The organism is Actinoplanes sp. NPDC048967, from assembly GCF_040649415.1.
Lineage (GTDB): Bacteria > Actinomycetota > Actinomycetes > Mycobacteriales > Micromonosporaceae > Actinoplanes.
In genome coordinates this window covers 263234-283982 of record NZ_JBEZFL010000003.1, presented here as the reverse complement: position 1 = coordinate 283982, position 20749 = coordinate 263234, and the positions used below count along the sequence as shown (strand labels likewise).

At 72.8% G+C, this 20749-nt stretch carries 22 protein-coding genes; 14 read left to right on the top strand and 8 right to left on the bottom strand.

Translation table 11 applies throughout. The annotated features are described in order from the left end of the window. Nucleotides 1–20 precede the first annotated feature (20 nt). The 3 genes from AB0C12_RS13825 to AB0C12_RS13815 all read left to right on the top strand — a co-directional run bounded on the left by AB0C12_RS13825 (nt 21) and on the right by AB0C12_RS13815 (nt 2919). Complete coding sequence (locus tag AB0C12_RS13825; protein WP_360547638.1) at nt 21–1427, top strand: ATP-binding protein; 1407 nt, start codon at nt 21–23, stop codon at nt 1425–1427. Next, nucleotides 1424–2101: a response regulator transcription factor gene (locus tag AB0C12_RS13820; protein ID WP_360547636.1), complete on the top strand. Its 678-nt coding sequence runs from the start codon at nt 1424–1426 to the stop codon at nt 2099–2101. Before AB0C12_RS13825 ends, AB0C12_RS13820 begins: the two co-directional genes overlap by 4 nt. Before the next feature lie 65 nt (nt 2102–2166). After that, nucleotides 2167–2919 carry an alpha/beta hydrolase gene (locus AB0C12_RS13815; protein ID WP_360547634.1) on the top strand — a complete coding sequence of 251 codons (753 nt, stop codon included), beginning with the start codon at nt 2167–2169 and terminating at the stop codon, nt 2917–2919. Here AB0C12_RS13815 and AB0C12_RS13810 read toward each other — a convergent pair. Beyond that, the gene (locus AB0C12_RS13810; protein ID WP_360547632.1) at nt 2882–3532 is read right to left on the bottom strand and encodes a TetR family transcriptional regulator; all 651 of its coding nucleotides are present in this window, start codon (nt 3530–3532) and stop codon (nt 2882–2884) included. The genes AB0C12_RS13815 and AB0C12_RS13810 overlap by 38 nt on opposite strands. Nucleotides 3533–3571: 39 nt before the next feature. Between AB0C12_RS13810 and AB0C12_RS13805 the strand changes: the two genes are divergently transcribed. The 4 genes from AB0C12_RS13805 to AB0C12_RS13790 are packed head-to-tail and all read left to right on the top strand — an operon-like array spanning nt 3572 to nt 6695. Then, nucleotides 3572–4441 (top strand): SDR family NAD(P)-dependent oxidoreductase, encoded by an 870-nt coding sequence (locus AB0C12_RS13805; protein ID WP_360547630.1) that lies wholly within the window; start codon nt 3572–3574, stop codon nt 4439–4441. Between the two features lie 30 nt (nt 4442–4471). After that, nucleotides 4472–4966: an NUDIX domain-containing protein gene (locus tag AB0C12_RS13800; RefSeq protein ID WP_360547628.1), complete on the top strand. Its 495-nt coding sequence runs from the start codon at nt 4472–4474 to the stop codon at nt 4964–4966. After that, nucleotides 4963–5466 (top strand): NUDIX domain-containing protein, encoded by a 504-nt coding sequence (locus AB0C12_RS13795; protein ID WP_360547626.1) that lies wholly within the window; start codon nt 4963–4965, stop codon nt 5464–5466. The genes AB0C12_RS13800 and AB0C12_RS13795 overlap by 4 nt, the downstream gene beginning before the upstream one ends. A 41-nt stretch (nt 5467–5507) precedes the next feature. Next, entirely contained in the window at nt 5508–6695 is a 1188-nt protein-coding gene (locus AB0C12_RS13790; RefSeq protein WP_360547624.1) for a methyl-accepting chemotaxis protein, read from the top strand. A gap of 7 nt (nt 6696–6702) precedes the next feature. Here AB0C12_RS13790 and AB0C12_RS13785 read toward each other — a convergent pair whose 3' ends face one another. After that, nucleotides 6703–7206, bottom strand: coding sequence for an NUDIX domain-containing protein (locus AB0C12_RS13785; protein WP_360547622.1), 504 nt, complete (start codon nt 7204–7206; stop codon nt 6703–6705). Then, the gene (locus AB0C12_RS13780; RefSeq protein ID WP_360547620.1) at nt 7199–7981 is read right to left on the bottom strand and encodes a hypothetical protein; all 783 of its coding nucleotides are present in this window, start codon (nt 7979–7981) and stop codon (nt 7199–7201) included. The genes AB0C12_RS13785 and AB0C12_RS13780 overlap by 8 nt, the downstream gene beginning before the upstream one ends. Nucleotides 7982–8070: 89 nt before the next feature. Between AB0C12_RS13780 and AB0C12_RS13775 the strand changes: the two genes are divergently transcribed. Then, entirely contained in the window at nt 8071–8874 is an 804-nt protein-coding gene (locus AB0C12_RS13775; RefSeq protein ID WP_360547618.1) for a DUF3097 domain-containing protein, read from the top strand. Between the two features lie 276 nt (nt 8875–9150). Here AB0C12_RS13775 and AB0C12_RS13770 read toward each other — a convergent pair whose 3' ends face one another. Beyond that, on the bottom strand, nt 9151–10461 hold the full coding sequence (locus AB0C12_RS13770) for a serine hydrolase domain-containing protein (protein ID WP_360547616.1): 1311 nt from the start codon (nt 10459–10461) through the stop codon (nt 9151–9153). A gap of 120 nt (nt 10462–10581) precedes the next feature. Between AB0C12_RS13770 and AB0C12_RS13765 the strand changes: the two genes are divergently transcribed. The 4 genes from AB0C12_RS13765 (at nt 10582) to AB0C12_RS13750 (ending at nt 13642) form a co-directional block, all read left to right on the top strand. Next, nucleotides 10582–11031, top strand: a complete 450-nt coding sequence (locus AB0C12_RS13765; protein ID WP_360547614.1) for an NfeD family protein — start codon at nt 10582–10584, stop codon at nt 11029–11031. Nucleotides 11032–11066: 35 nt separating this feature from the next. Next, nucleotides 11067–12182, top strand: coding sequence for an SPFH domain-containing protein (locus tag AB0C12_RS13760; protein ID WP_360547612.1), 1116 nt, complete (start codon nt 11067–11069; stop codon nt 12180–12182). Nucleotides 12183–12325: 143 nt separating this feature from the next. Further along, nucleotides 12326–12994: a hypothetical protein gene (locus AB0C12_RS13755; protein ID WP_360547610.1), complete on the top strand. Its 669-nt coding sequence runs from the start codon at nt 12326–12328 to the stop codon at nt 12992–12994. A gap of 57 nt (nt 12995–13051) precedes the next feature. Continuing rightward, nucleotides 13052–13642, top strand: a complete 591-nt coding sequence (locus tag AB0C12_RS13750) for a dihydrofolate reductase family protein (RefSeq protein WP_360547608.1) — start codon at nt 13052–13054, stop codon at nt 13640–13642. A gap of 33 nt (nt 13643–13675) precedes the next feature. Here the strand turns inward: AB0C12_RS13750 and AB0C12_RS13745 are convergent, their stop codons facing one another. Continuing rightward, entirely contained in the window at nt 13676–14158 is a 483-nt protein-coding gene (locus AB0C12_RS13745; RefSeq protein WP_360547606.1) for a hypothetical protein, read from the bottom strand. A 319-nt stretch (nt 14159–14477) separates the two neighbouring features. Further along, entirely contained in the window at nt 14478–14825 is a 348-nt protein-coding gene (locus tag AB0C12_RS13740) for a GntR family transcriptional regulator (protein WP_360547604.1), read from the bottom strand. 333 nt (nt 14826–15158) lie between these two features. Here AB0C12_RS13740 and AB0C12_RS13735 point away from each other — a divergent pair, with 333 nt between their 5' ends. Beyond that, entirely contained in the window at nt 15159–15941 is a 783-nt protein-coding gene (locus AB0C12_RS13735; protein WP_360548988.1) for an RNA polymerase sigma factor SigF, read from the top strand. Between the two features lie 369 nt (nt 15942–16310). Here AB0C12_RS13735 and AB0C12_RS13730 read toward each other — a convergent pair whose 3' ends face one another. Together AB0C12_RS13730 and AB0C12_RS13725 are read right to left on the bottom strand one after the other, a co-directional pair. Then, nucleotides 16311–17258, bottom strand: a complete 948-nt coding sequence (locus AB0C12_RS13730) for an aminoglycoside phosphotransferase family protein (protein ID WP_360547602.1) — start codon at nt 17256–17258, stop codon at nt 16311–16313. 84 nt (nt 17259–17342) lie between these two features. Beyond that, nucleotides 17343–18155, bottom strand: coding sequence for an RNA methyltransferase (locus tag AB0C12_RS13725; protein WP_360547600.1), 813 nt, complete (start codon nt 18153–18155; stop codon nt 17343–17345). Between the two features lie 65 nt (nt 18156–18220). Between AB0C12_RS13725 and AB0C12_RS13720 the strand changes: the two genes are divergently transcribed. Further along, nucleotides 18221–19351: an aminotransferase class I/II-fold pyridoxal phosphate-dependent enzyme gene (locus AB0C12_RS13720; RefSeq protein ID WP_360547598.1), complete on the top strand. Its 1131-nt coding sequence runs from the start codon at nt 18221–18223 to the stop codon at nt 19349–19351. Nucleotides 19352–20749 lie beyond the last annotated feature (1398 nt).

Here is a 20749-nt window from a genome sequence, read left to right as displayed (position 1 = left end):
ATCGGGTACACCTGAGCATCATGGGAACCTCAGCAGGGCCGGGCGATCGGCACCGCCGGGCGTGGCGGCGGGCCGGCACCGGCGTGGCGGTGGCGGCGGCCGGGCTGACCGCGGCCAGCGCCGTGCTGGTGCCCGCCCGCGGTGACCTGTCGCTGGCCGGCGTGGTGCTGCTCTATCTCGTGCCTGTGGTCCTCGCCGCCATGGTCGGCGGCTGGGTGCCCGCGGTGGCCGCCGCCGGCGTCGCGGGCCTGCTGGTCAACTACTTCTTCATCGTGCCGCTGCACACCCTGGCGGTCGAGACGGCCGACGACGTCGTCGTGCTGGTCGTCTACGCCGGGGTCGCCGCGGTGGTGAGCCTGGCCGTCGAGCTGGCCGCCCGGCACCGGGCCACCGCCGAGCGCCGGGACGCCGAGGCGGCCCTGCTCGCCGCGGTCAGCACCCAGCCGATCGAGCGGGCCTCCCTGACCCGGCTGCTGGAGCAGGTCCGGCTGACCTACCGGATGGACACCATCGCGCTCACCGACGACGGACGCACGGTCGAGGAGGTCGGGCCGCCACCGCACGGCGAGCCGGCGCTGTCCGTCGCGGCCGGGGGAGGGGTGCGGCTGAACGGGTGGGGGCCGCAGCTGTTCGCCGAGGACCGGCGGGCCCTGCAGCGCCTGGCCGCCACCGCGGCCCGGACTCTGCAGACCCAGCGGCTCGCCGGTCAGGCCGCCCGGGCCGAGGAACTGGCCCAGATCGACCGGGTCCGGGCCGCGCTGCTCGGCGCGGTCGGCCACGACCTGCGTACGCCGCTCGCCGGCATCAAGGCCGCGGTGTCGAGCCTGCGGCAGTCCGACGTCGAGTTCAGCGCGGACGACCGGGCGGAGCTGCTGGCCACCGTGGAGGAGTCCACCGACCGGTTGACCACGGTCGTGGACAATCTGCTGTCGCTGAGCCGCCTGGAGGCCGGGGTGCTGTCCGTGCACTCCGGCCCGACCGCCCTGGACGCCGTCGTGGCCCGGGCTGTCATGATCACCGACACCCACGGCGTCGCCGTCGACGTGGACATCCCCGACGACCTGCCCTGGGCCGAGGCCGACGCCGGCCTGCTCGAACGCGTCGTGGCCAACCTGCTGTCGAACGCCGTCGCCGCGACCCCGGCCGGACGGCCGGTCGTGATCCGGGGCCGCGCCGAGGACGATCGGCTGCGGCTGCGGGTGATCGACCACGGTACGGGCATCGCGGCCGCCGACCGCGACCGCGTGTTCGCGCCGTTCCAGCGCCTGAACGACCAGGCCGGCGCCGGGCTCGGTCTCGGGCTGGCCATCGCCAGAGGTTTCACCGAGGCCCAGGGCGGCACGCTGACCCCGGGCGACACCCCGGACGGCGGACTGACCATGACCATCACCCTGCCCGTCGCCGCTGTCCGGCCGGTCTCGCCGTGACCCGGATCCTGCTGGTCGACGACGACACCCACCTGCTGCGCGCGCTGCGGATCAACCTCACCGCCCGCCGGTACGAGGTGGTCACGGCCGCCGACGGCACCACCGCGCTGGCCCTGGCCGCCCGGACCCCGCCGGACCTGGCGATCATCGACCTGGGCCTGCCCGACCTCGACGGTGTCACGGTCGTCGAGGGGCTGCGGGGCTGGACCCAGACCCCGATCATCGTGCTGTCGGCCCGGGACAGCGAGGCCGCCAAGGTGGCCGTCCTCGACGCGGGTGCCGACGACTACGTCACCAAGCCGTTCGGCATGGACGAGCTCCTCGCCCGGATCCGGGCCGCCCTGCGCCGCGCCACGCCCGGCACCGACATCGCCGTCATCACCACGGCCGACTTCGTCCTCGACCTGGCGGCCAAGCGGCTCACCGGCAGCTCCGGGGAGCCGGTCCGGCTCACGCCGACGGAGTGGCATCTGCTGGAGGTCCTGGTCCGTAACCGGGACAAGCTCGTCGGGCACCGGCAGCTGCTGCAGGAGGTGTGGGGGCCGGCCTACGAGACCGAGACCAACTACCTGCGGGTGCACCTGGCCAACCTGCGGCGCAAGATCGAGCCGCAGCCCGCCCGGCCCCGGTACCTCATCACCGAGCCGGGCATCGGCTACCGCTTCACCGCCTGACCACCCGCCGAAATCCGACTCGGGCGGTCCTGGGCTTCGCGGCCCCCGATGGGCACAATGCGGGCATGGTTTTGACTGTCGGTAGTGGACCTGTTCACGTTCTGGCGTTGCACGGCTGGTTCGGTTCCGCCCGGGGGTGGGGTGGCCTGCCCGGGCTGATCGACGGCTCGCGCTTCACGTACGCCTTCCCCGACCTGCGTGGCTACGGCGAGCGCCGCGACGTCCCGGGCGCGTACACGATCGCGGAGGCCGCCGCCGACATGCTGGCGGTGGCCGACGAGCTCGGCTGGGACCGGTTCTCGCTGGTCGGCCATTCGATGGGTGGCATCGTGGCGCAGCGGGTGCTGGCCGACGCGCCGGACCCGGTCGAGCGGCTGGTGGGCATCAGCCCGGTGCCCGCGAGCGGCGTGCCCTTCGACGAGCAGGGCTGGGCGCTGTTCAGCGGGGCCGCCGAGACGCCGGCCAACCGGCGGGCCATCATCGATCTGACGACCGGCAACCGGCTCGCGGGCAGCTGGCTGGACCGGATGGTGCGGGCCTCGCTGGACGGCTCCGACGCCCAGGCCTTCGCCGCGTACCTGCCGGCCTGGGCGCGGACCGACTTCAGCGCCGAGATCGCCGGCAATCCGGTGCCGGTGCTGGTGATCGCCGGGGAGCACGACCCGGCCCTGGGCGAGGCGGCGATGCGGGGGACCTGGCTCGCCCACTACCCGAACGCCCGGCTGGAGGTGCTGGCCAACGCCGGGCACTACGCCATGGACGAGACCCCGGTGCGCCTGGTCACGCTGCTGGACGCATTCCTGTCAGCAGAGCGGTGAGCACCCGGGTCAGCCGCGGCCCGACCTCCACGACGGCGTGCGCCAGCCGCGGGTCCTCGCGGTAGAGAGCGCTGACCTCGGGGCCGGGTGTCGCCATCTGCCACAGCGCCCCGGCCATGCTGGTCGCCGTCGCGATGACGTCGACGCTCTGCTCCTCGGTGAGCCCGAGCAGCCGGTCCAGCTCGGCCCGGATCGCCTCCACCTCGGCGAGGGTGACGAGCTTGAACGCGCGTACCGACTCGATGGAGACGTTGCGTTCCAGGTTGAGCGGGGCCTGCGCGAGCAGGTCGCAGAACATCGGGCGCTCCACCAGGCTGTCCGCCAGCACGCCCGCCACCGCGGCGGCCTGCGGCGGGCACTCCCGCAACGCCGCGCACAACGCCGCCGACCAGTCCCGCCAGCCGGCCGCGGTGAGCCTGAGGAAGATCTGCTCCCGGGTCTCGAAGTACCGCAGCAGGGCGGACTTGTGCATGCCCACCGCCTCGGCGATGTCGGTGAGCGTCACCTGGCGGATGCCGCTCCGGGCTCCCAGCTCGGTCGCGGCCGCCAGGATCGCCGCCTCGCGCTGCTCCTTGGCGGCGGCGGAACGGGCCCGCTGGAATGAGGTGCTCATCACTGGCCAATCTTAACGCAACCGTGTTTTGTTAAAGGCATGACACAGACCTGGTTCATCACCGGATCCTCCCGCGGCCTCGGCCGCGCCCTCGTCGTGGCCGCCCTCGAAGCCGGCGACCAGGTGGTCGCCACCGCCCGCCGGCCCGAGCAGCTGGCCGACCTCGCCGACAAGTACGGCGACCGCATCCTCACCCTGCCCCTCGACGTCACCGACGCGGCCCGGACCGACGAGGCCGTCGCCGCCGCGATCGCCCGCTTCGGCCGCCTCGATGTGGTCGTCAACAACGCCGGATACGCCAATGTCGCCCCCATCGAGACCGGCACCGAGGCCGACTTCCGCACCCAGTTCGAGACGAACTTCTGGGGTGTCTACCACGTCTCCCGGGCGGTCATCGCACCGCTGCGGGCCCAGGGTGGCGGCACCGTCGTGCAGTTCTCCTCGATCGGCGGACGGGTCGGCGGCTCACCCGGCATCGCCAGCTACCAGGCGGCCAAGTTCGCCGTCGACGGCTTCAGCCGGGTGCTCGCCGCCGAGACCGCGCCGTTCGGCATCAAGGTGCTGGTCGTCGAGCCCAGCGGCTTCGCCACGGACTGGGCCGGCTCCTCCATGTCCGTCGACACCATCCCGGCCGACTACGACGCCACCATCGGCGCCATGCACCGCCGGGTCCGAGCCGGGGCCGGTGGCGCGGCCGGCGACCCCGAGCGGGCCGCGGAGATCATCGTGCGGACGGTCAAGAGCGGCGATGCCCCTACCCACCTGCCGCTCGGCGTGAACGCGAGCGAGATGGCGTTGGACTACTCCCGCCGCCAGCTCGACGAGGCGGGCGCATGGCAGGACGTCAGCCGGTCGGCGGACTTCGGTCAGCCGTACCCGGTGGAGCTGCCGGTGCGGCCGGGCAGCTGAGCGCCCGCCCCGATCTGGCAGGGTGGTCGCATGGCACTGTCATGGGACGAGTCCTACTTCGGGCAGCTGCGGGCCCTGGCCGGCAACGGCCGCACCCTGATCAGCGTCGGCTCCCGCTGCGTGCTGCGCGACGACACCGGCCGGGTGCTGCTGGTCCGCCGCTCCGACAACGGGACCTGGGCGCTGCCCGCCGGGATGATGGAGCTCGGCGAGTCGCTGCGTGACTGCGCGGTGCGCGAGGTACGGGAGGAGACCGGCCTGGAGGTCCGCGAGCTCACCCCGTTCGCGGTCTACACCCGGTCGCCGGAGCGGGGCCCCGACATGTACGGGCACACGTACCAGCACATCACCATGACGGCGCGGATCGACGCGTACGAGGGGGAGCTGGTGCGGGCCACGGACGAGACCACGGACGCCGGGTGGTTCGCGCCCGGTGCCCTGCCCGAGCCGTTGCGTGAGGGCGTCCGGCGTACCCTGACCGACCTCGCGGCGTTCGAGACCGCGGGCACCTTCACCCTGGAGTGACGACAGTGGGACTGTCCTGGGAAGAGTCGTACATCGGCGGGCAGCGCACGCTGGCCGGCGACGACCGCGTGCTGATCTCGATCGGCGCGCACGGCGTCGTCCGTGACCCGGACGGCCGGATCCTGCTGATCCAGCGCTCCGACGACCGGACCTGGGCCCTGCCCGGCGGCACGATGGAGCTGGGCGAGACCCTGCGCGAGTGCGCGATCCGGGAGGTACGCGAGGAAGCCGGCCTGGTGGCCCGGGACGTCACCCCGTTCGGCCTCTACACCCGGGCCCGCGACTGGTACCCGAACCCGTACGGGCACAGTTACCAGTACATCTCCCTGATGTGCCGGGTCGACGGCTACGACGGCGAGCTGGAGCGGGTGACCGACGAGAGCGTGGACGCGGGCTGGTTCGGCCCGGACGCGCTGCCGAAGGGCTCGGGCGGCCTGGTGCTGCGGGCCCTGCAGGACCTGGCGGCGTTCGAGACGAAGGGCACATTCGCGCTGGACTGAGCCGCGGCGGCCGATCAGGGGAGAGATTCCCTGGAGGTTCCGTGTTCACGCTGCTCGACCGGCTGCCGCCGAAGGCCCGTACCGGATTGGCCCTGCTCTGTTTCGTCGGCGGGATGGTCGGTCTCGGCCTGTTCACCCGTGCCGTGGCGGGCTCGGCCGCCGAAGGGCTGCCGGCCGGCTCGGCCGCCCGCCTGGACCTCGAGCGGCTCGCCGCCGTCGCGCTCTGGGCGCCGCTGGTCCTGGCGCCGCTGGGGGTGCTCATGCAGTTGTCGGTCTGGAGCAGCATCGTCCGGGTTTTGCGGCTCGACGCCGGCGTGCTCAAGTCGGCCGCCGGCGGGGACCTGAGCCCGCGGATGCCGGTGGTGGGCAAGGACGAGCTGGGCCAGATGGCCGAGGCGTACAACGCGATGATGGACCGCTTCCAGGACACCGTGGCCGGCATCCGCCGGGCCGTCGACGAGGTCACCTCGTCGGCCGGCAGCCTGCGGCAGGCCAGCAGCACGATGACGGCGGCCGCCGACGCCACCGCCACCGAACTGGAGACCGTCGCCCGGTCGGCCGCCCGCACCAGCGACGAGGTCGGGGCCATCGCCGAGGGCACCCGGCAGATGCGCCGGGCGATCACCGAGATCAGCGTCAACACCACCGACGTGTCGCGGATGACCGACGAGGCGGTGACCGGGGTGACCCGCGCGACCGGCAACGTGACCCGGCTGCGGGACTCCAGCCAGGAGATCAACGACGTGCTGCGCAGCATCAACGCGATCGCGGCGCAGACCAACCTGCTGGCGCTGAACGCCACCATCGAGGCGGCCCGGGCGGGCGAGGCCGGGCGCGGCTTCGCGATCGTGGCCGGTGAGGTCAAGGACCTGGCCCAGGCCACCGCCGCGGCGACCGAGGAGATCGCCCGCCGGATCGAGGGCATCCAGCACGACACCGGCGAGGCCGTGGACGCGGTCAGCGGCTTCTCCGCCATCATCGGCGCGATCGCCGAGCACCAGGTCACCATCGCCGCGGCGGTCGAGGAGCAGAGCGCCACCACGGGCACGATGGTCGAGGGCGCCGGCACGGTCAGCGGCGGCACCGAGCAGATCAGCCTGGCCATCGGCGCCGTCAGCTCGGCGGCGGCCGAGGTGCGGGGCGCGGCGGAGGAGACCCACCGCGCGGTCGGCGACCTCACCGGTACGGCGGACCGCCTCAACAGCCTCGCGGCAGTCTTCCGTTCCTGAGCGGCGGCTACCTGCCCGCGGCGACCTGGGCGAAGTAGCGGTCGGCGACCCGCGTGTGCAGGTCGAAGCCCAGCGCCTGCGGACTGTGCAGCACTTCCCAGCCCAGAGCCTCCTCGTTGGGCACCACGGGCGGCAGTTCGTCCGCCGAGGACAGCGCCGGGAGCAGGCCGAAGATCAACAAGGTGCCGTCCGGGGCGCTGATCGCGTCGTACAGGCGTACCGTCCCGGGGTCGGTCCGCAGGCCGACCTCCTCGCTCAGCTCGCGCGACGCGGCCTGTTGCCAGGACTCGCCCGTCTCGACGAAGCCGCCCGGCAGGGCCAGGGTGTCGCGGGCCGGCGGGATGCCCCGGCGGACGACCAGCAGGCCGCCGCCGACCGGCTGCACCGCGACGGCGACCGGTTTCGGATTCAGGTAGCTGGTCTCGCCGCACGCGCCGCAGCGGCGCGGCCAGGGCTGTTCGGGCACGAAGCGCGCGCCGCAGAACGTGCAGTGCGCGTATCTGTCAGGCATGCAGCGGGGCGTTGCAGGCCGCGACCAGCGCCTGCCGGCAGGCCGTGGTCAGCGGACGCAGCGCCGCGTCGCGCTGCTGCGCCTCGTAGCCGTTCACCGCGCCGCCGGGGGCGTTGTGCTCGGCCAGCACCAGGACCTGGTCGAGGATGCTGGCCCGGGCGAACAGCCGGCGCGAGCGCGGGTCGAAACCCGGCGGCAGCGTCGCGGTGCTCTCCGGGCGGCGCAACGCCTGCAGCGCGCCGGCCAGCTCGGGGCGCCACTGCGCGACGTCCAGGCGGGTCAGCTGGGTCGTGGCCTCGGTCAGGGCCGTGGTCAGCTCGATCTCCGCCTCGGCCGGGCCCAGCTGGAACGTCGGCTTGAACGCCGGCACCGGGTAGAAGCGCCACAGCACGGTCTCGAACTCCACGCCCGAGCCGGAGGTGTGCCGGCGCAGCTCGGGCACCACCCCGAACGACGGCGTCACCACGGCCTCGCCGGCCAGCAGCGCCGCGCCGGTGAGCTCGCCCGGGCCGGGCAGGCCGCGCGGGTCGCCGGGAGCGGGCAGCACCAGCCGGATGTCGTCGGGGTGCAGCTTGGCGAACGCGGGCAGCGCGCTGCTCAGCGGCACGTCGGTCCACGTGCCGGGGGCATCGGCGACGAGGTGCTCCTCGTCGCCGGCGATCTCGTCGGCCAGCTCGTCGAACGGGACGAGGCCGGCCCGCCAGGCGCGTACCCACGCCACGAACCGGGTGGACCGGCGTGCCGTGAGTGTCGCCGCATCTGCTGCGGGGGACATGCGAGCAAGGGTACGTGCCGTCCGCCTGGCTTGTCTCGGTCGGAGCGTCGGAAGCGGCGTGTCCGGGTGCAGGGTTTAACGTGCTCGACATGTATGGGGAGGATGTGCTCTCGGGGAACTGGCGGCGCCGCAAGGTGGTGCCCGAGGTGGACGCCGAGCCTGACCTGGTGGTCGAGGACGTCGACTCCGGTTTCTGCGGTGCGGTCGTCGGCTTCGAGCTCGGTGCGGTCGTGCTGGAGGACCGGCGTGGCAAGCGTCGCAATTTTCCGCTCGAGCCGGCCGCGTTCCTGCTGGAGGGCCAGGTGGTGACCCTGCGCCGGCCGGTGGCCCGGCCGGCTGCTGCGGCCCGGCAGCGCACGGCCTCCGGGTCGGTCGCGGTCGCGGGGGTACGCGCCCAGGTGGCCAAGGCCAGCCGGATCTGGGTCGAGGGCGTGCACGACGCCGCCCTGGTCGAGCGGATCTGGGGCGACGACCTGCGCATCGAGGGCGTGGTGGTGGAGCCGCTGGACGGCATCGACGACCTGGCCGGCGCGGTCCGGGACTTCCGGCCGGCCCGTGGTCGCCGGGTCGGCGTGCTGGTCGACCACCTCGTCGCCGGGTCGAAGGAGAGCCGGATCGTGGCCGCGGTCACCGACCCGAACGTGCTGATCACCGGGCACCCGTACATCGACGTGTGGCAGGCGGTGAAGCCGGAGCGGGTCGGGCTGAAGGCATGGCCGGTGATCCCGCCCGGACAGCCGTGGAAGGAGGGCGTCTGCCGGGCCGTCGGCATCGCCGAACCGTACGAGATGTGGCGGCGCATCCTCGGCAGCGTGAACAGCTACAAGGACGTCGAGACGCCCCTGATCAACGCGATGGAACGGCTCATCGACTTCGTCACCGAGCCGAGCTGAGCAGCGCCTCGGCCAGCGCCGTCCGCACGTTGAGCACGCTGCGGCCCTGCCGGTGCGCGGCGACCAGCCCGGCCGCCCGCAGGACGCTCAGATGCTGGCAGACGCCGCCGGCGGGGGCGTCAGACCGGATCGCGCAGCACCCGCACCGCCGCGACGACCTCCCAGTGGCAGGACACGGCGAAGCGGATGCGCGCCACGCCACCGGCCGACAGCCCGATCGCCACCATGCGGACATCGACGTTGGCGCGGCCGACTACGGGACGCTCAACGCCCTGCTCACGCCAGGTGCATCGGGTCGCGGCTGAACACGAAGGTGGCGATGTCCAGCCGTTCGGCCGCGCCGTCCGGGCCGCGCAGCACGGTCAGCACCTCGCCGGCGTTCATGCCGGCCGTGCCCCGCCAGCGGTCCCGCGACTCCCGGACGAACCGCCACGGCGGCTTCTCCGGCGCGGTCACCTGCCGCATGGTCAGGGCCGGACCGTCGGCGAGCACCTCGTACTCGCGGCCCATCCACCACCAGCGGCCGCACAACTCGGCCACGTCGGGGTCGGCCGGCGCTGCGGGACGCCACGGCTCGGCCGGCACCGGCTCGTGGTCCAGCACCGTGGTCAGCACCTCCAGGGCCAGCGCGCGGATGCTGCTGCCGCGCAGGCCGTACGAGTTGGCGAAGGCGATCACGCCGGTGCGGCTGGGCCGGTGCACGGCCAGCTGGGAGTTGTAGCCGGGCATCGAGCCGCCGTGGCCGACGTACACCCGCTCGCCGACGCGCATCAGCTCCGGACCCAGGCCGTGCCCGGCGGTCCAGGCGTCGTCCTGGATGACCACCGGGGTGCACATCTCGTCGACGGTCTCCCGGCTCAGCACGGCCGGCGCGGGATCGGCCAGGAACGCCGCCCACTTGGCCATGTCGGTCACCGTCGACCAGAGCTGTCCGGCCGGGGCCATCGCGCCGGCGTCCAGCCGCGGCTCCTCGTGCAGGCTGTCGTCCAGCTCGTGCACGACGTAACCGCGGGCGTACGGCTCGACCGGCGCGTACGTGGTCCGCTTCATGCCCAGCGGGTCGAGCACCCGCTTGCCGACCAGGTCGGTCCAGGACTCCCCGGTGACGCGCTGCAGCACCGCGCCGAGCAGCCCGTAGGCCAGGTTGGAGTAGTGGTAGGTGTGAAACGGCGGACCGGCGACCTTGTCGGCCAGCTCGGCCAGCAGCTGGTCGACATCGCCGCCGGCGCTGCGCTCCCACCAGGGCCCGTCCGGCTCGCGTTGCAGGCCGGAGACGTGCCCGAGCAGCTGACGCAGTGTCAGCCCGCCCACCGAGGTGCCCGGCAGGTGCCGGTAGAGCAGGTCGTCGAGGGCGAAGAAGCCCTCGTCGCGCAGCTGCATCACCATGGTGGCGGTCAGCGTCTTGGTGATCGAGCCGAGCCGGTACTGGGTCTTGGGGTCGGGCGGCGGGGTCTCCCCGGCGCCGGTGAAATGCAGCAGCGAGCGGTCGCGGACGACCGCCAGCGCCACGGACGGCGCGCGGCCCGCGGACTGCGCGCGGGCGACGATCCCGGTGACGCGTCGGCCGGTTTCCGGCAGCAGGGACACGGTGGGCCTCTCTCGGGCGGGGACGGTCCAAGGTTTAACTGAACGGCGCCGATCTGGCTACGGAAGAACCCGACGTGACGGGACGTCGCCGTGCGAGCGCGGACGTGTCACGATCTGGGTATGGAAAGCGTTCTCTGGATCGTCCTCGCCATCGCCCTCGCGATCGCCGAGGCCTTCACCGCGACTTTCCTCGTCATCTTCTTCGCCGTCGGTGCTCTCGCCGCGGCCGGTGCGGCGGCTCTCGGTGCCCCCGTGCTGCTGCAGGCGATCGTGTTCGCCATCGTCTCCGGCCTCTCCGTCGCCGCGATCCGGCCCATCATCATGCGGCACGCGAAGTCCGCCGCGGAGACGGGCGACACGCCGTTCGGCATCGAGGCCATCGAGGGCTCGCAGGCGACGGTGCTGGAGGAGGTGACCGCCGACCACGGGCTCGTCAAGATCGACGGTGAGCTCTGGACGGCGCGTTCCTTCGACGGCGACGAGAAGTACGCGCCCGGCGACCGGGTCCGGGTCATCAAAGTGAAGGGCGCCACGGCGATCGTGTGGCGCGACGAACATCCGAACCTCTGAGCAGACGGCACACATACAAGAGAAAAGAGGACGCCATGGAAGTTGCTATCGGTGTACTCATCTTCGTGATCGCCCTTTTTGCGGTGATCACGCTGGTTCGGTCGGTCCGCATCGTCCCGCAGCAGCGGCACGACGTGGTGGAGCGGCTGGGTAAGTACAAGCGCACCCTGTCCCCGGGGCTCAACCTGCTGGTGCCGTTCATCGACACGGTCCGTACCAAGGTGGACATGCGGGAGAACGTGGTCAGCTTCCCGCCGCAGCCGGTGATCACCTCGGACAACCTGGTGGTCTCGATCGACACGGTGCTCTACTTCAAGGTCGTCGACCCGGTGCGGGCGACGTACGAGATCGCGAACTTCCTCCAGGCCATCGAGCAGCTGACCGTCACCACGCTGCGCAACGTCATCGGCTCGCTCGACCTGGAGCGGGCGCTGACCAGCCGCGAGGAGATCAACCGGCACCTGTCCGGGGTGCTCGACGAGACCACCGGCCGGTGGGGCGTCAAGGTCACCCGGGTCGAGATCAAGGCGATCGAGCCGCCGCCGAGCATCCGTGACTCGATGGAGAAGCAGATGCGCGCCGAGCGGGACCGCCGCGCCGCGATCCTGACCGCCGAGGGTGTCAAGCAGTCGCAGATCCTCACGGCCGAGGGTGACAAGCAGTCCGCGGTGCTGCGCGCCGACGGTGACCGGCAGGCCCGGATCCTGACCGCCGAGGGTCAGGCCAAGGCCATCCGGACGGTGTTCAACGCGATCCACGAGGCCAACCCGAGCCAGAAGGTGCTGGCGTACCAGTACCTGCAGGCCCTGCCGCAGATCGCCAACGGCTCGGCCAACAAGGTCTGGATCGTGCCGACCGAGCTGACCCGGGCCCTGGAGGGCATGGGCGGCGCGCTGGGCGGACTGGCCAACATGGTCGGCGACCTGCCGGCGTCGACGGTCGACGCCGGTGCGGTCGAGCGTGAGGCGGCCGAGGCGGCCGAGGCCGCGGCCCAGGAGGCCGCCGCCGTGAACGCCCAGGTCCGTGCGGCCGAGGCGCAGGTCTCCGGCGACAGCGGTCCGCGCGGTCTGCCGGCCCCGTCCACGGTGCCGCCGTCGGCGGCGCTCGGGGGTGCCGACTACAACGGCGTGGGGGAGCCCGAACGCGCCTGACGTCCGCCCGGGCGGTGCAAGATCGGAGCGAATAACGCAAAACCCCGCGCTGTGCGCGGGGTTTTGCCATGCTGACCGAGGATTCCGACCGGTACCCCCGGGCCGCTCGGCTGTGAGCCCACCACGAGGCGGAGCCATGAGCCATGAGCATTAGTCAGAACCAGACTGCCAGTGGACGGCCGCTGCGGGTGGCGCCGGCCTGGGTCGGCGCCGCGGGGCCGGGCGCCGTCGCGGAGCATCACCTGCCGGTGCGCGAAGCCGTCTGGATCTGGTCGGTGCGTCGCTATGCGCGTGTCTCGCTCTGGGCCCTGCCGATCGGCGCGGCCCTCTACGGCTGGTCCACGCTGGGCCTCTCCGCTCCGCCCGGCCCCCTGCTGCTCAAGCTGGCCGCCGGCTGGTTCTGCGCCATCGCCATGATCGGCCTCGCCGGGCTGCTGGCCGGTTCCCGCACCCGCCGCTCGGCCGTCGCCGGGCTGCTCATCGCCATGGCCGGCTTCATCATGCTGCTGCCGCTGGCCGCGCTGCCGACCGGCACCGGCCCGGACGGCATCGGCCTCAGCGCCGCCCAGGTGCACACCGCCTCGCTGGTCGCGGCGGCCGTGACCGGCACCGGCTGGCTGCTGCTGGGCTGGGCGGTCTTCCGTTCCAAGCTGGTCAACCCGGCCGACGGCGTGCTGCTGATGCTCGCGGCCGTGTCGATCGGTGCCGGGTCGCACGCGATGCGCCCGCTGCCCACCGTGGGCGCGCTGCTGCTGCTGGCCGCCGGCATGGGCCTGGCCTGGACCGGCTCGCGGCTCATCCCGCCGGCCTGATCCGTCGTACCCGGGTGGCATGCTCGGCTCGAAGCAGCGACGAGCCGGGGAGTGCACATGGGCAAGGTGGTCGCCGACATCTCGGTGTCGCTCGACGGATACGTGACCGGGCCGGACCCCGGACCCGACAGCGGCCTGGGCAGCGGCGGTGAGGGCCTGCACACCTGGGCCTTCAGCACCGACCCGGTGGACCGCGAGGTGCTGGCGTCGGCCACCGACGCGACCGGCGCGGTGGTGATGGGCCGCCGCCTGTTCGACATCGTCGACGGCCCGCACGGCTGGAACGACGAGGTCGGCTACGGCGCGGGCCTGGCCGCGGCGCCGCCGGTCCTGGTGGTGACCCGCAGACCACCCGGAACGGTACGGCTGGCCGACCGCTTCACCTTCGTCGTGGACGGCGTACGCAGCGCGATCAGCACGGCCCGCGCGATGGCCGAGGAACGCGACGTGGTGGTCATGGGCGGCGCCCAGGTCATCCGGGGCGCGCTGGCCGCCGACGCCGTCGACGAGCTACGCCTGCACCTCTCGCCGGTGCTGCTCGGCGGGGGCACACCGTTGTTCGACGCCGGGGTCAGCCCACGCACCCTCCGCCAGATCCACGTCCGGGTCTCCCCGCACGCCACCCACCTGACCTACCGGGTCGACTGACCCCCAGCGCGCACGTGTAGTGCCTTCGGGGCTCTACCGGACCGCGTTGATGGCCGTGACGGCCGCGTGAGCGTCCGGCACCGTGACAGTGACGGTCCGGCCGGTGCGCAAGGTCAACCGCAGGGCCGGCCCGGAGCGCACCGTGCAGCTGGTGCGGCGCGGCGTCCACCAGAAACCGTAGGACACGGACCAGGGTGGGAGGTCGACGACCGCGGCGTGCTCGATCTGCTCGACGCGGTACGTGCCGCGAGGCCAGCCGAACACACCGAAGCGCACCGAGACGCCGTTCGGGCCCGCCGTCGTCCGGATGCTGGCGGCGGTCAGCAGGTTCACCAGAACGGCCAGGGCCGCGACGAGCAGCGGAACGGCCAGGCCGGGCCGGTTGCCGTCCCCGGCTCGGCCCAGGACGAGCAACGGCACCACGAGGGCGGCGCTCAGAACCACCATGGGCCAGTTGGTGACTCGTCCCGTGTAGATGGCGAACCGGCCCGGGCCGGGCAGTGCGGATGCCGTCACGGGGCGCCGTCCTTTCGCTTGGGTACGTCAGTTGCTGTCGCTTCGCTGGTTGCGTCGGTTGCTTTCGCTCCGGCAGGTCGCTTCAGTTGGGGTCGTTCCAGTTAGTCGCGCCGGTTGCTTTGGTTCCGGTTGGTCGCGCCGGTTGCTTTGGTTCCGGTTGTTCGTGCCGGTTGCTTTGGTTCCGGTTGCTCGCGCCGGCTGATCGTTCCGGCTGGTCGTTCCGGTTGCTCCGGCTGGTCGTTCCGGCTGGTCGCGCCGGTTGCTTTCGTTCCGGCTGGTCGCTCCGGCCGGTTGCGTCGGTTGCTGTTGCTTCGGCTGGTCACGTCAGCCGCTCGATGAGGCGGATCAGGTCGCCGCGTCCGAGGCCGTGCCGGCGGGCCACGGCCACCAGCTCCTGAGCCGCTTCGGCGACCGGGGCCGGCTCGGCCATGGTCGAGGCCACCCGGGTCCCGCGGCCCCGGCGGAACTCCAGCAGGCCCTCGTCCCGCAGCTGCCGGAAGGCAGCCAGCACGGTGTTGCGATCGACCGACAACGCGGCTGCCAGCTCTGCCGCCGGCGGCAGCTGCTCACCAACTCTCAGCTCGCCCGACGCCACGCCCTGACGGACGCATCTGGCGACCTGATGCGACAGCAGCTCTCGCGACGAATGATCAATAATCCACCTCATGGTACTAGCATTATCAGCACCATTTCGTGATCGAGTCAATGCCTGGCGGTGGGGGCGGCGGCGTCGGTGGCTGTTCGCCGAGTTGGCGGTCGGGAGATCCACTGTCCGGAGGTCCGGCGATCGGGGCAGTGGATCACGTGGGGCCAATCACCAAGAAATGACAAGTTGCGTCGGTTGCTGCGTCGATTGTTCGGCGGTATGGTCCGAAGGGTGGGTGCCGGCGCCCCGATCGGGCAGCTGACGACGACGGACAAGTCGCCCTCGGATCAGCAGATCCTCAGCATCAGTGGAAGGACGACCATGAACGTGACAGTCGCCACCTCGATGACCGACATGTCCGCCCCGTCGGCCGATCCCAGCACGGACCCGGGCGTCTCCGACGCTGTGCAGCTCGTGCGGGCAATGGCCGCCCTGCCGGACGGAGATCCCGCGAAGGCTCGTCTTCGCGAGCGCGCCATCGAGGCCTGGCTGCCGCTGGCAAACCACCTCGCCCACCGCTATTACGGTCGCGGTGAGCCCCAGGACGACCTGACGCAGACGGCGACCATCGGGTTGATCAAGGCTGTCGACCGGTTCGACCCGGACCGGGGAGTCGACTTCGCCGGCTTCGCCATTCCCACCATTCTCGGCGAGATCAAGCGCCACTTCCGCGACCGGACCTGGTCCATCCGGGTGCCCCGGCGCCTGCAGGAGCTCCGGGCCGCGATCACCACGGCGAACAACACTCTCAGCCACACCCTGGGTCGTTCGCCGACAGTGGCCGACATCGCCACCCACCTCGGCATCACCGAGGAATCAGTGCTGGAAGGACTCGAGGGCGCGATGGCTTACAGCGCCACCAGCCTGGCCACACCGATCGGCGCCGAGGGAGACCGGGAGCTGGGCGACACCCTCGGCGGCTACGACCACGATCTCGAGCTCGTCGACATGCGCATGGCGCTCGGTCCGGCCCTCGCGTCGCTCGACGACCGGGATCAGAAGATCGTCGCTCTGCGCTTCTACGGCAACCTGACGCAGGCGCAGATCGCCGAACAGCTCGGGATCTCCCAGATGCACGTCTCCAGGCTGCTCAGCCGCGCTCTTCTCACCCTGCGGCACACGATGAACGCCGGCTGATCCGCCCCACATACGTCCGCGAGCCGGTCTGAGGCAGCCGGAGACCTAGTCGACCCGATCCCGGCAGGTTGGGCCCGGGCCGGGTTCGTGCGGGCCGGGGTTTGTGCGGCCGCCGGGGTTGGTCCGCCGTTGCTGGCCCTGGGGGCGCACGGCGGGATCCCAGGCCGGGCTTCGAACCGGCCCAGGTTGGTGCCGACCCGGGTTCGTGCGGCCGGGTTTCAGGTGCGAGCTGGCCTGTGCGCAGGCCGGAGTTCGCGCGGGCCGAGCATCCTGCGGCCAAGGCTTCGCGCGGCCCGGCCTCGGAGTAAGCCAAGGCCGGCCCCCCGATCCCCAATGGGCAGGCCCGACAGCCCCCGAGGCGCGCATCGGTCAGATGTCGGCCCGCTCCCCGTCCAGCCGTTCCCGCACCCAGGCCAGCGTCGCGACACCCTGGGCCCGCTGGAAGTCGCGCACGGTCGGCAGGCCGGGCGGGTCCGGCTGACGGGCGGCGTCGAGGAAGAAGCCCGCCATGCCGGCGAGGACCCCGGTCAAGTCCCGCGGATCCACGCCGGGGGTGTGCTCGGCGAGCAACCGGTCCGCCGGCTGCCCGCCGAAGAGTCGTACGTTGATCAGCAGCAGCACCGTGTCCACCCAGGCCGCACCGCGGCAGGCCCAGGGCCAGTCGACCAGCGTGACCCGGCCGTCCGGCCCGACCAGCAGGTTGTCGGCCCGGACGTCCAGGTGCACGAGCGTGTCCCCGGCAATCGCGGCCCGCGCCCGGTCGGCGAGCGCGCACAGCCGGTCGAGGTGCTGTTCGGCCCAGGGATCGAGGTTGCCCGGCGGGTCGGCGGCGATCCGCTTCCAGCCGCCGAGGTCGAAGTCGAGGACGTCGGCGGCCGGCGGTACGTCGATGACCGGCGACGGAGTCAACCGGCGAGCCAGGTCCCGCAGCGCGGCGAGTACGGTGGCCAGTTCGCCGGCCTGCCACGGCGTGTGCGGGTGCCGTCCGGGCACGTCCTCGAGGACGAGTGCGACCCACTCGCCGTCGTCGTATGTCCCCAGCAGGCGTGGCGCGGCTGCTTCCTTCGGGAGGCGGGCCGTCACGGCTGCCTCGCGTCGGTGCATGTCCACGCTGGCAGGATTCTGTGCCGTGCCGACGGCTTTGACGAAGGCCCGGGTGCCGGCCGCGGTCCGGACCCGGTCGGCGGTGCCGGGGGAGAACCCGCCCGGTTGCGACACTGCCTCCACGACGGGTGAGCCGAGCAGGTCCTCGATCGCGGAACGGACCTTGCCGGGGAGGTCCGTCCAGCCGATCCGTACGCCTGTCGCGGTTGTCATGCCGGGATTCTGACCGTCGGTGGCACCTGCGCGCGCCCTATTTCCGCGGCCGGGGTCAGCCGCCGCGAAGGCCGGGGCCGATGTCTAGTTCGGTACGACAGCGGTGCGGCCGAGCTCCCAGAAGGCGATGGCGGCCGCGGTGGCGACGTTCAGCGAGTCCACATCGTTGTGCATCGGGATGGCGACGCGGACATCACTGGCCTCCAGCGCCTGCCGGGTCAGACCGGGGCCCTCGGCGCCCAGCAGCAGTGCGGGCCGCTCCCGCTGAGCGTCGGTGAGGTGCTGCAGCGCCACCGCGTCGGGCGCCGGGGTCATCGCGAGCAGGGTGAATCCGGCGGCCCGGACCGCGGCGAGGGTCTGCGGCCAGTCGTCGGCTTTCGCGTACGGGATGGCGAAGACCTCGCCCATGCTGACCCGTACGGCCCGGCGGTACAGCGGGTCCGCGCAGGTGGGGGAGAGCACCACCGCGTCGATGCCGAGCGCCGCCGCGCTGCGGAAGAGCGCGCCGAGATTGGTGTGGGTGTTCAGCCCCTCCAGCACAGCCAGCCGCCGGGCTCCGGCAAGAAGCTCGTCCAGTGGCGTCAGCGCCCGCCGGTGGAAGGACGCCAGGATGCCGCGGTGGACGTGGAACCCGGTGACCGACTCCAGCACGTGCGGGGCGGCGGCGTAGAGCGGCGCGTCGGCGGGCAGATCGCCGAGCTGGTCGACCCGCTTCTCGTCGACCAGGGCGGAACGCAGCCGGTACCCGGCCCGCAGCGCGCGGTGGATCACCAGTTCGCCCTCGGCGATGAAGAGCCCGTTCGGCGGTTCCCACTTGGTCCGCAGCTCGACATCGGTCAGCGCCCGGTAGTCGGCGATCCGCGGGTCGTCGGGGTCGGTGATGCTCAGTGCTGGCACAACCGGCATTCTGCCTGGCGCGTCCGGGCCACCCACGACCGACCGGGTAGCGGCAGGATGGGGGGATGTTCGTCGATTCGCTGGAGACCCTGCGCAAGCGCCGCAGTGCCAAGTGGCGCACGTACCCCGATGATGTCCTGCCCTTGGGTGTCGCCGAGATGGACTGCTCGCTGGCCCCGGCCGTGACCGCCGCCCTGCGGGCGGCCGTCGACGCCTCCGACACCGGCTACTCGGCGGCGGAGCCGGAGCTCGGCGAGGCGGTCGCCGGCTTCGCGGCCCGGCGCTGGGGGTGGGAGGTGGACCCGGCCGCGGTCACCGCGGTCACCGACGTGGGCGTCGGCGTGGTCGAACTGCTGCGGATGCTCACCCGCCCGGCGGACACCGTGGTGATCAGCCCGCCGGTCTACCCGCCGTTCTTCGACTGGCCGCCGGAGGCCGGCGTGCACCTGCGGGAGGTGCCGCTCACCGCCGAGTACCGCCTGGACCTGCCGGCCCTGGAGGCGGCCTTCGCCGCCCACCCCGCGGTCTACATCCTGTGCAATCCGCACAATCCGGTCGGCCGCGTGCACACCCCGGACGAGCTGGCTGCTCTGGTCCGGCTGGCCGGACTGTACGGCGTGACGATCATCAGCGACGAGATCCACTCCCCGCTGGTGCTGCCGGGTGCCCACTTCACACCCACCCTGACCGTCCCCGGCGCGGCGGAGGTCACGGTGAGCCTGGTGTCGGCGAGCAAGGCCTTCAACCTGACCGGCCTCAAATGCGCGGCCGTCGTGACCGCCGCCCCAGCCATGGCGGCGCTGGTCAAGCGCCTCCCACCGGACATCCGCTGGCGCACGGGCCACTTCGGCGTGCTGGCCACGGTGGCAGCCTTCACCGAGGGCGACGCCTGGCTGGACAACGTGCTCACCGAACTGGCCGCCCGCCGCGCCGAGCTGGGCGAGCAACTACGCACCCGCCTACTGATGATCAACTGGATCCCACCGGAAGCGACCTACCTGGCCTGGCTGGACTGCCGAGCGCTGGGCGACGACAACGAACCCCGGGAGCTGTTCCTGTCCCGCGCCCGCGTAGGCCTCGAACCAGGCACCCGCTTCGGCGCCCGCGGCGCGGGCTTCGTTCGGCTGAACTTCGGCACGAACGCCGATATCCTCAACGAGGCGACCGCACGTATGGCGAGCGCCACCGACAGGTAGCGGCGGCGGTCCGGACGCTGCGGCAGTACGGTTGTACTGTTCGCGTCGTTCTGCCGTCGGGGGTGTGCAGGTGTCGTCCGGTCCCGGGTCCGACCCTCATATGCTGGCGCTGCTGCGAGCCATCCGGCTCCGGCTCGCCGCACCGGACGCGGCTGCCGCGGGGGCGGCTGATGCGAAGGCGGCGCTGGCCGGCGCGGAGCCCGAAGAAGCGCCCGCGGCTGAGCCGGTCCACCCTGACTGGATGATGCATCCCGAATGGCCTGCTGCTGACAGCTCCGCTTCCGAGCAGGCTGTTCCTCTCGTTGGCCCGGGCGAGGCGCAGTCGGAGCTGCCGGCGGCACATCCGCTGCGGGATGTCTCGGCAGGTGGAGTGCCGCGCGCCGACCGCGAGACCGCGGGCACCGACGGCCGAACCTGGCGCGCGAGTGTCGGGCCGTTACCGCGGGGGCCGCGGCCGCCTTACCAGGCTCCTTCCTCGCCGGGTGGCCCCACACCTTCCGCTCCCGGGACCGGGTCGGAGCCCGGCTATGTGGTGCCGGACGGCAGCGGGTTCGCGCCGGGGACACCGCCTCCTGGGAGTGACTCCGCCGCGCCGGTGGCGCCCGGAGGCGTCGACTCGCCCGGGTGGGCTCCCGGCCGGCCCGGGACGACGCCGGTGCCGGGCGGAGCGCCGGTGCGGCCCGGCTCGCCGCCGGCCGTGCCCGACCTCGACGATTTTCTTCCGGACGCCGGTGCGGGCGACGACGGGCCGGTGATGCCCGATCCGATCGGTTCGGGGCCGTCCAGGCCCGGCTTCCCGTTCCTGCGTGGGGGGACTCCGGTCCTTCCGCCGGCGTTCGGCACGACTCCGGTGCCCGGTGCGGCGCCCGCGCCGGGCGGCGCGGGATCGACTCCCGCAACGTCGGGCACCGGTCCGGGAACGCCGCCCGGCACCGGTTCGGGAACTGGCGGCGGATCGGCGCCCGGTTCGGGCGGGGTGTCCGGCGGCGGTTCCGGCTCGGGCAGGGCTCCGGGTGCGCCCAGCGGCTCGGCACCCGGTTCAGGTTCGGGAACGGCTGCGGGCGCGGGTCTGAGCCCGCGAACGGCACCGGGCTCCGGCGTGGGCCGAGCTTTCGGCGTAGGCATGGCCCCGGGTGGCCTCGGCACATCGCCGGTCCCCGGCGCGATCGTTCCCGGAGGCTCAGCTCCGGCAAGCGGACTTCCCGGTGGAGCGGTCCCGGGCGGGACGGGCCCGGGTGGGCTGCCGCCAGGCGGGACGGGCCCGGGTGGGCTGCCGCCAGGCGGGACGGGCCCGGGTGGGCTGCCGCCAGGCGGGACGGGCCTTGGTGGGACTGGCTCTGGTGGCGCGGTTCCGGGCGGGGCGGTTCCTGGTGGGGCGAGCCCTGGTGGGGCGAGCCC

What these genes read in the sequence shown, in the direction of transcription:
- AB0C12_RS13785 (WP_360547622.1), bottom strand. Translation starts at nt 7,206, where the DNA reads ATGCCTGACAGATACGCGCACTGCACGTTCTGCGGCGCGCGCTTCGTG.
- AB0C12_RS13825 (WP_360547638.1), top strand. Translation starts at nt 21, where the DNA reads ATGGGAACCTCAGCAGGGCCGGGCGATCGGCACCGCCGGGCGTGGCGG.
- AB0C12_RS13730 (WP_360547602.1), bottom strand. Translation starts at nt 17,258, where the DNA reads ATGACAACCGCGACAGGCGTACGGATCGGCTGGACGGACCTCCCCGGC.
- AB0C12_RS13740 (WP_360547604.1), bottom strand. Translation starts at nt 14,825, where the DNA reads ATGAGGTGGATTATTGATCATTCGTCGCGAGAGCTGCTGTCGCATCAG.
- AB0C12_RS13765 (WP_360547614.1), top strand. Translation starts at nt 10,582, where the DNA reads ATGGAAAGCGTTCTCTGGATCGTCCTCGCCATCGCCCTCGCGATCGCC.
- AB0C12_RS13760 (WP_360547612.1), top strand. Translation starts at nt 11,067, where the DNA reads ATGGAAGTTGCTATCGGTGTACTCATCTTCGTGATCGCCCTTTTTGCG.
- AB0C12_RS13750 (WP_360547608.1), top strand. Translation starts at nt 13,052, where the DNA reads ATGGGCAAGGTGGTCGCCGACATCTCGGTGTCGCTCGACGGATACGTG.
- AB0C12_RS13775 (WP_360547618.1), top strand. Translation starts at nt 8,071, where the DNA reads ATGTATGGGGAGGATGTGCTCTCGGGGAACTGGCGGCGCCGCAAGGTG.
- AB0C12_RS13800 (WP_360547628.1), top strand. Translation starts at nt 4,472, where the DNA reads ATGGCACTGTCATGGGACGAGTCCTACTTCGGGCAGCTGCGGGCCCTG.
- AB0C12_RS13810 (WP_360547632.1), bottom strand. Translation starts at nt 3,532, where the DNA reads ATGAGCACCTCATTCCAGCGGGCCCGTTCCGCCGCCGCCAAGGAGCAG.
- AB0C12_RS13805 (WP_360547630.1), top strand. Translation starts at nt 3,572, where the DNA reads ATGACACAGACCTGGTTCATCACCGGATCCTCCCGCGGCCTCGGCCGC.
- AB0C12_RS13755 (WP_360547610.1), top strand. Translation starts at nt 12,326, where the DNA reads ATGAGCATTAGTCAGAACCAGACTGCCAGTGGACGGCCGCTGCGGGTG.
- AB0C12_RS13815 (WP_360547634.1), top strand. Translation starts at nt 2,167, where the DNA reads ATGGTTTTGACTGTCGGTAGTGGACCTGTTCACGTTCTGGCGTTGCAC.
- AB0C12_RS13720 (WP_360547598.1), top strand. Translation starts at nt 18,221, where the DNA reads ATGTTCGTCGATTCGCTGGAGACCCTGCGCAAGCGCCGCAGTGCCAAG.
- AB0C12_RS13735 (WP_360548988.1), top strand. Translation starts at nt 15,159, where the DNA reads ATGTCCGCCCCGTCGGCCGATCCCAGCACGGACCCGGGCGTCTCCGAC.
- AB0C12_RS13780 (WP_360547620.1), bottom strand. Translation starts at nt 7,981, where the DNA reads ATGTCCCCCGCAGCAGATGCGGCGACACTCACGGCACGCCGGTCCACC.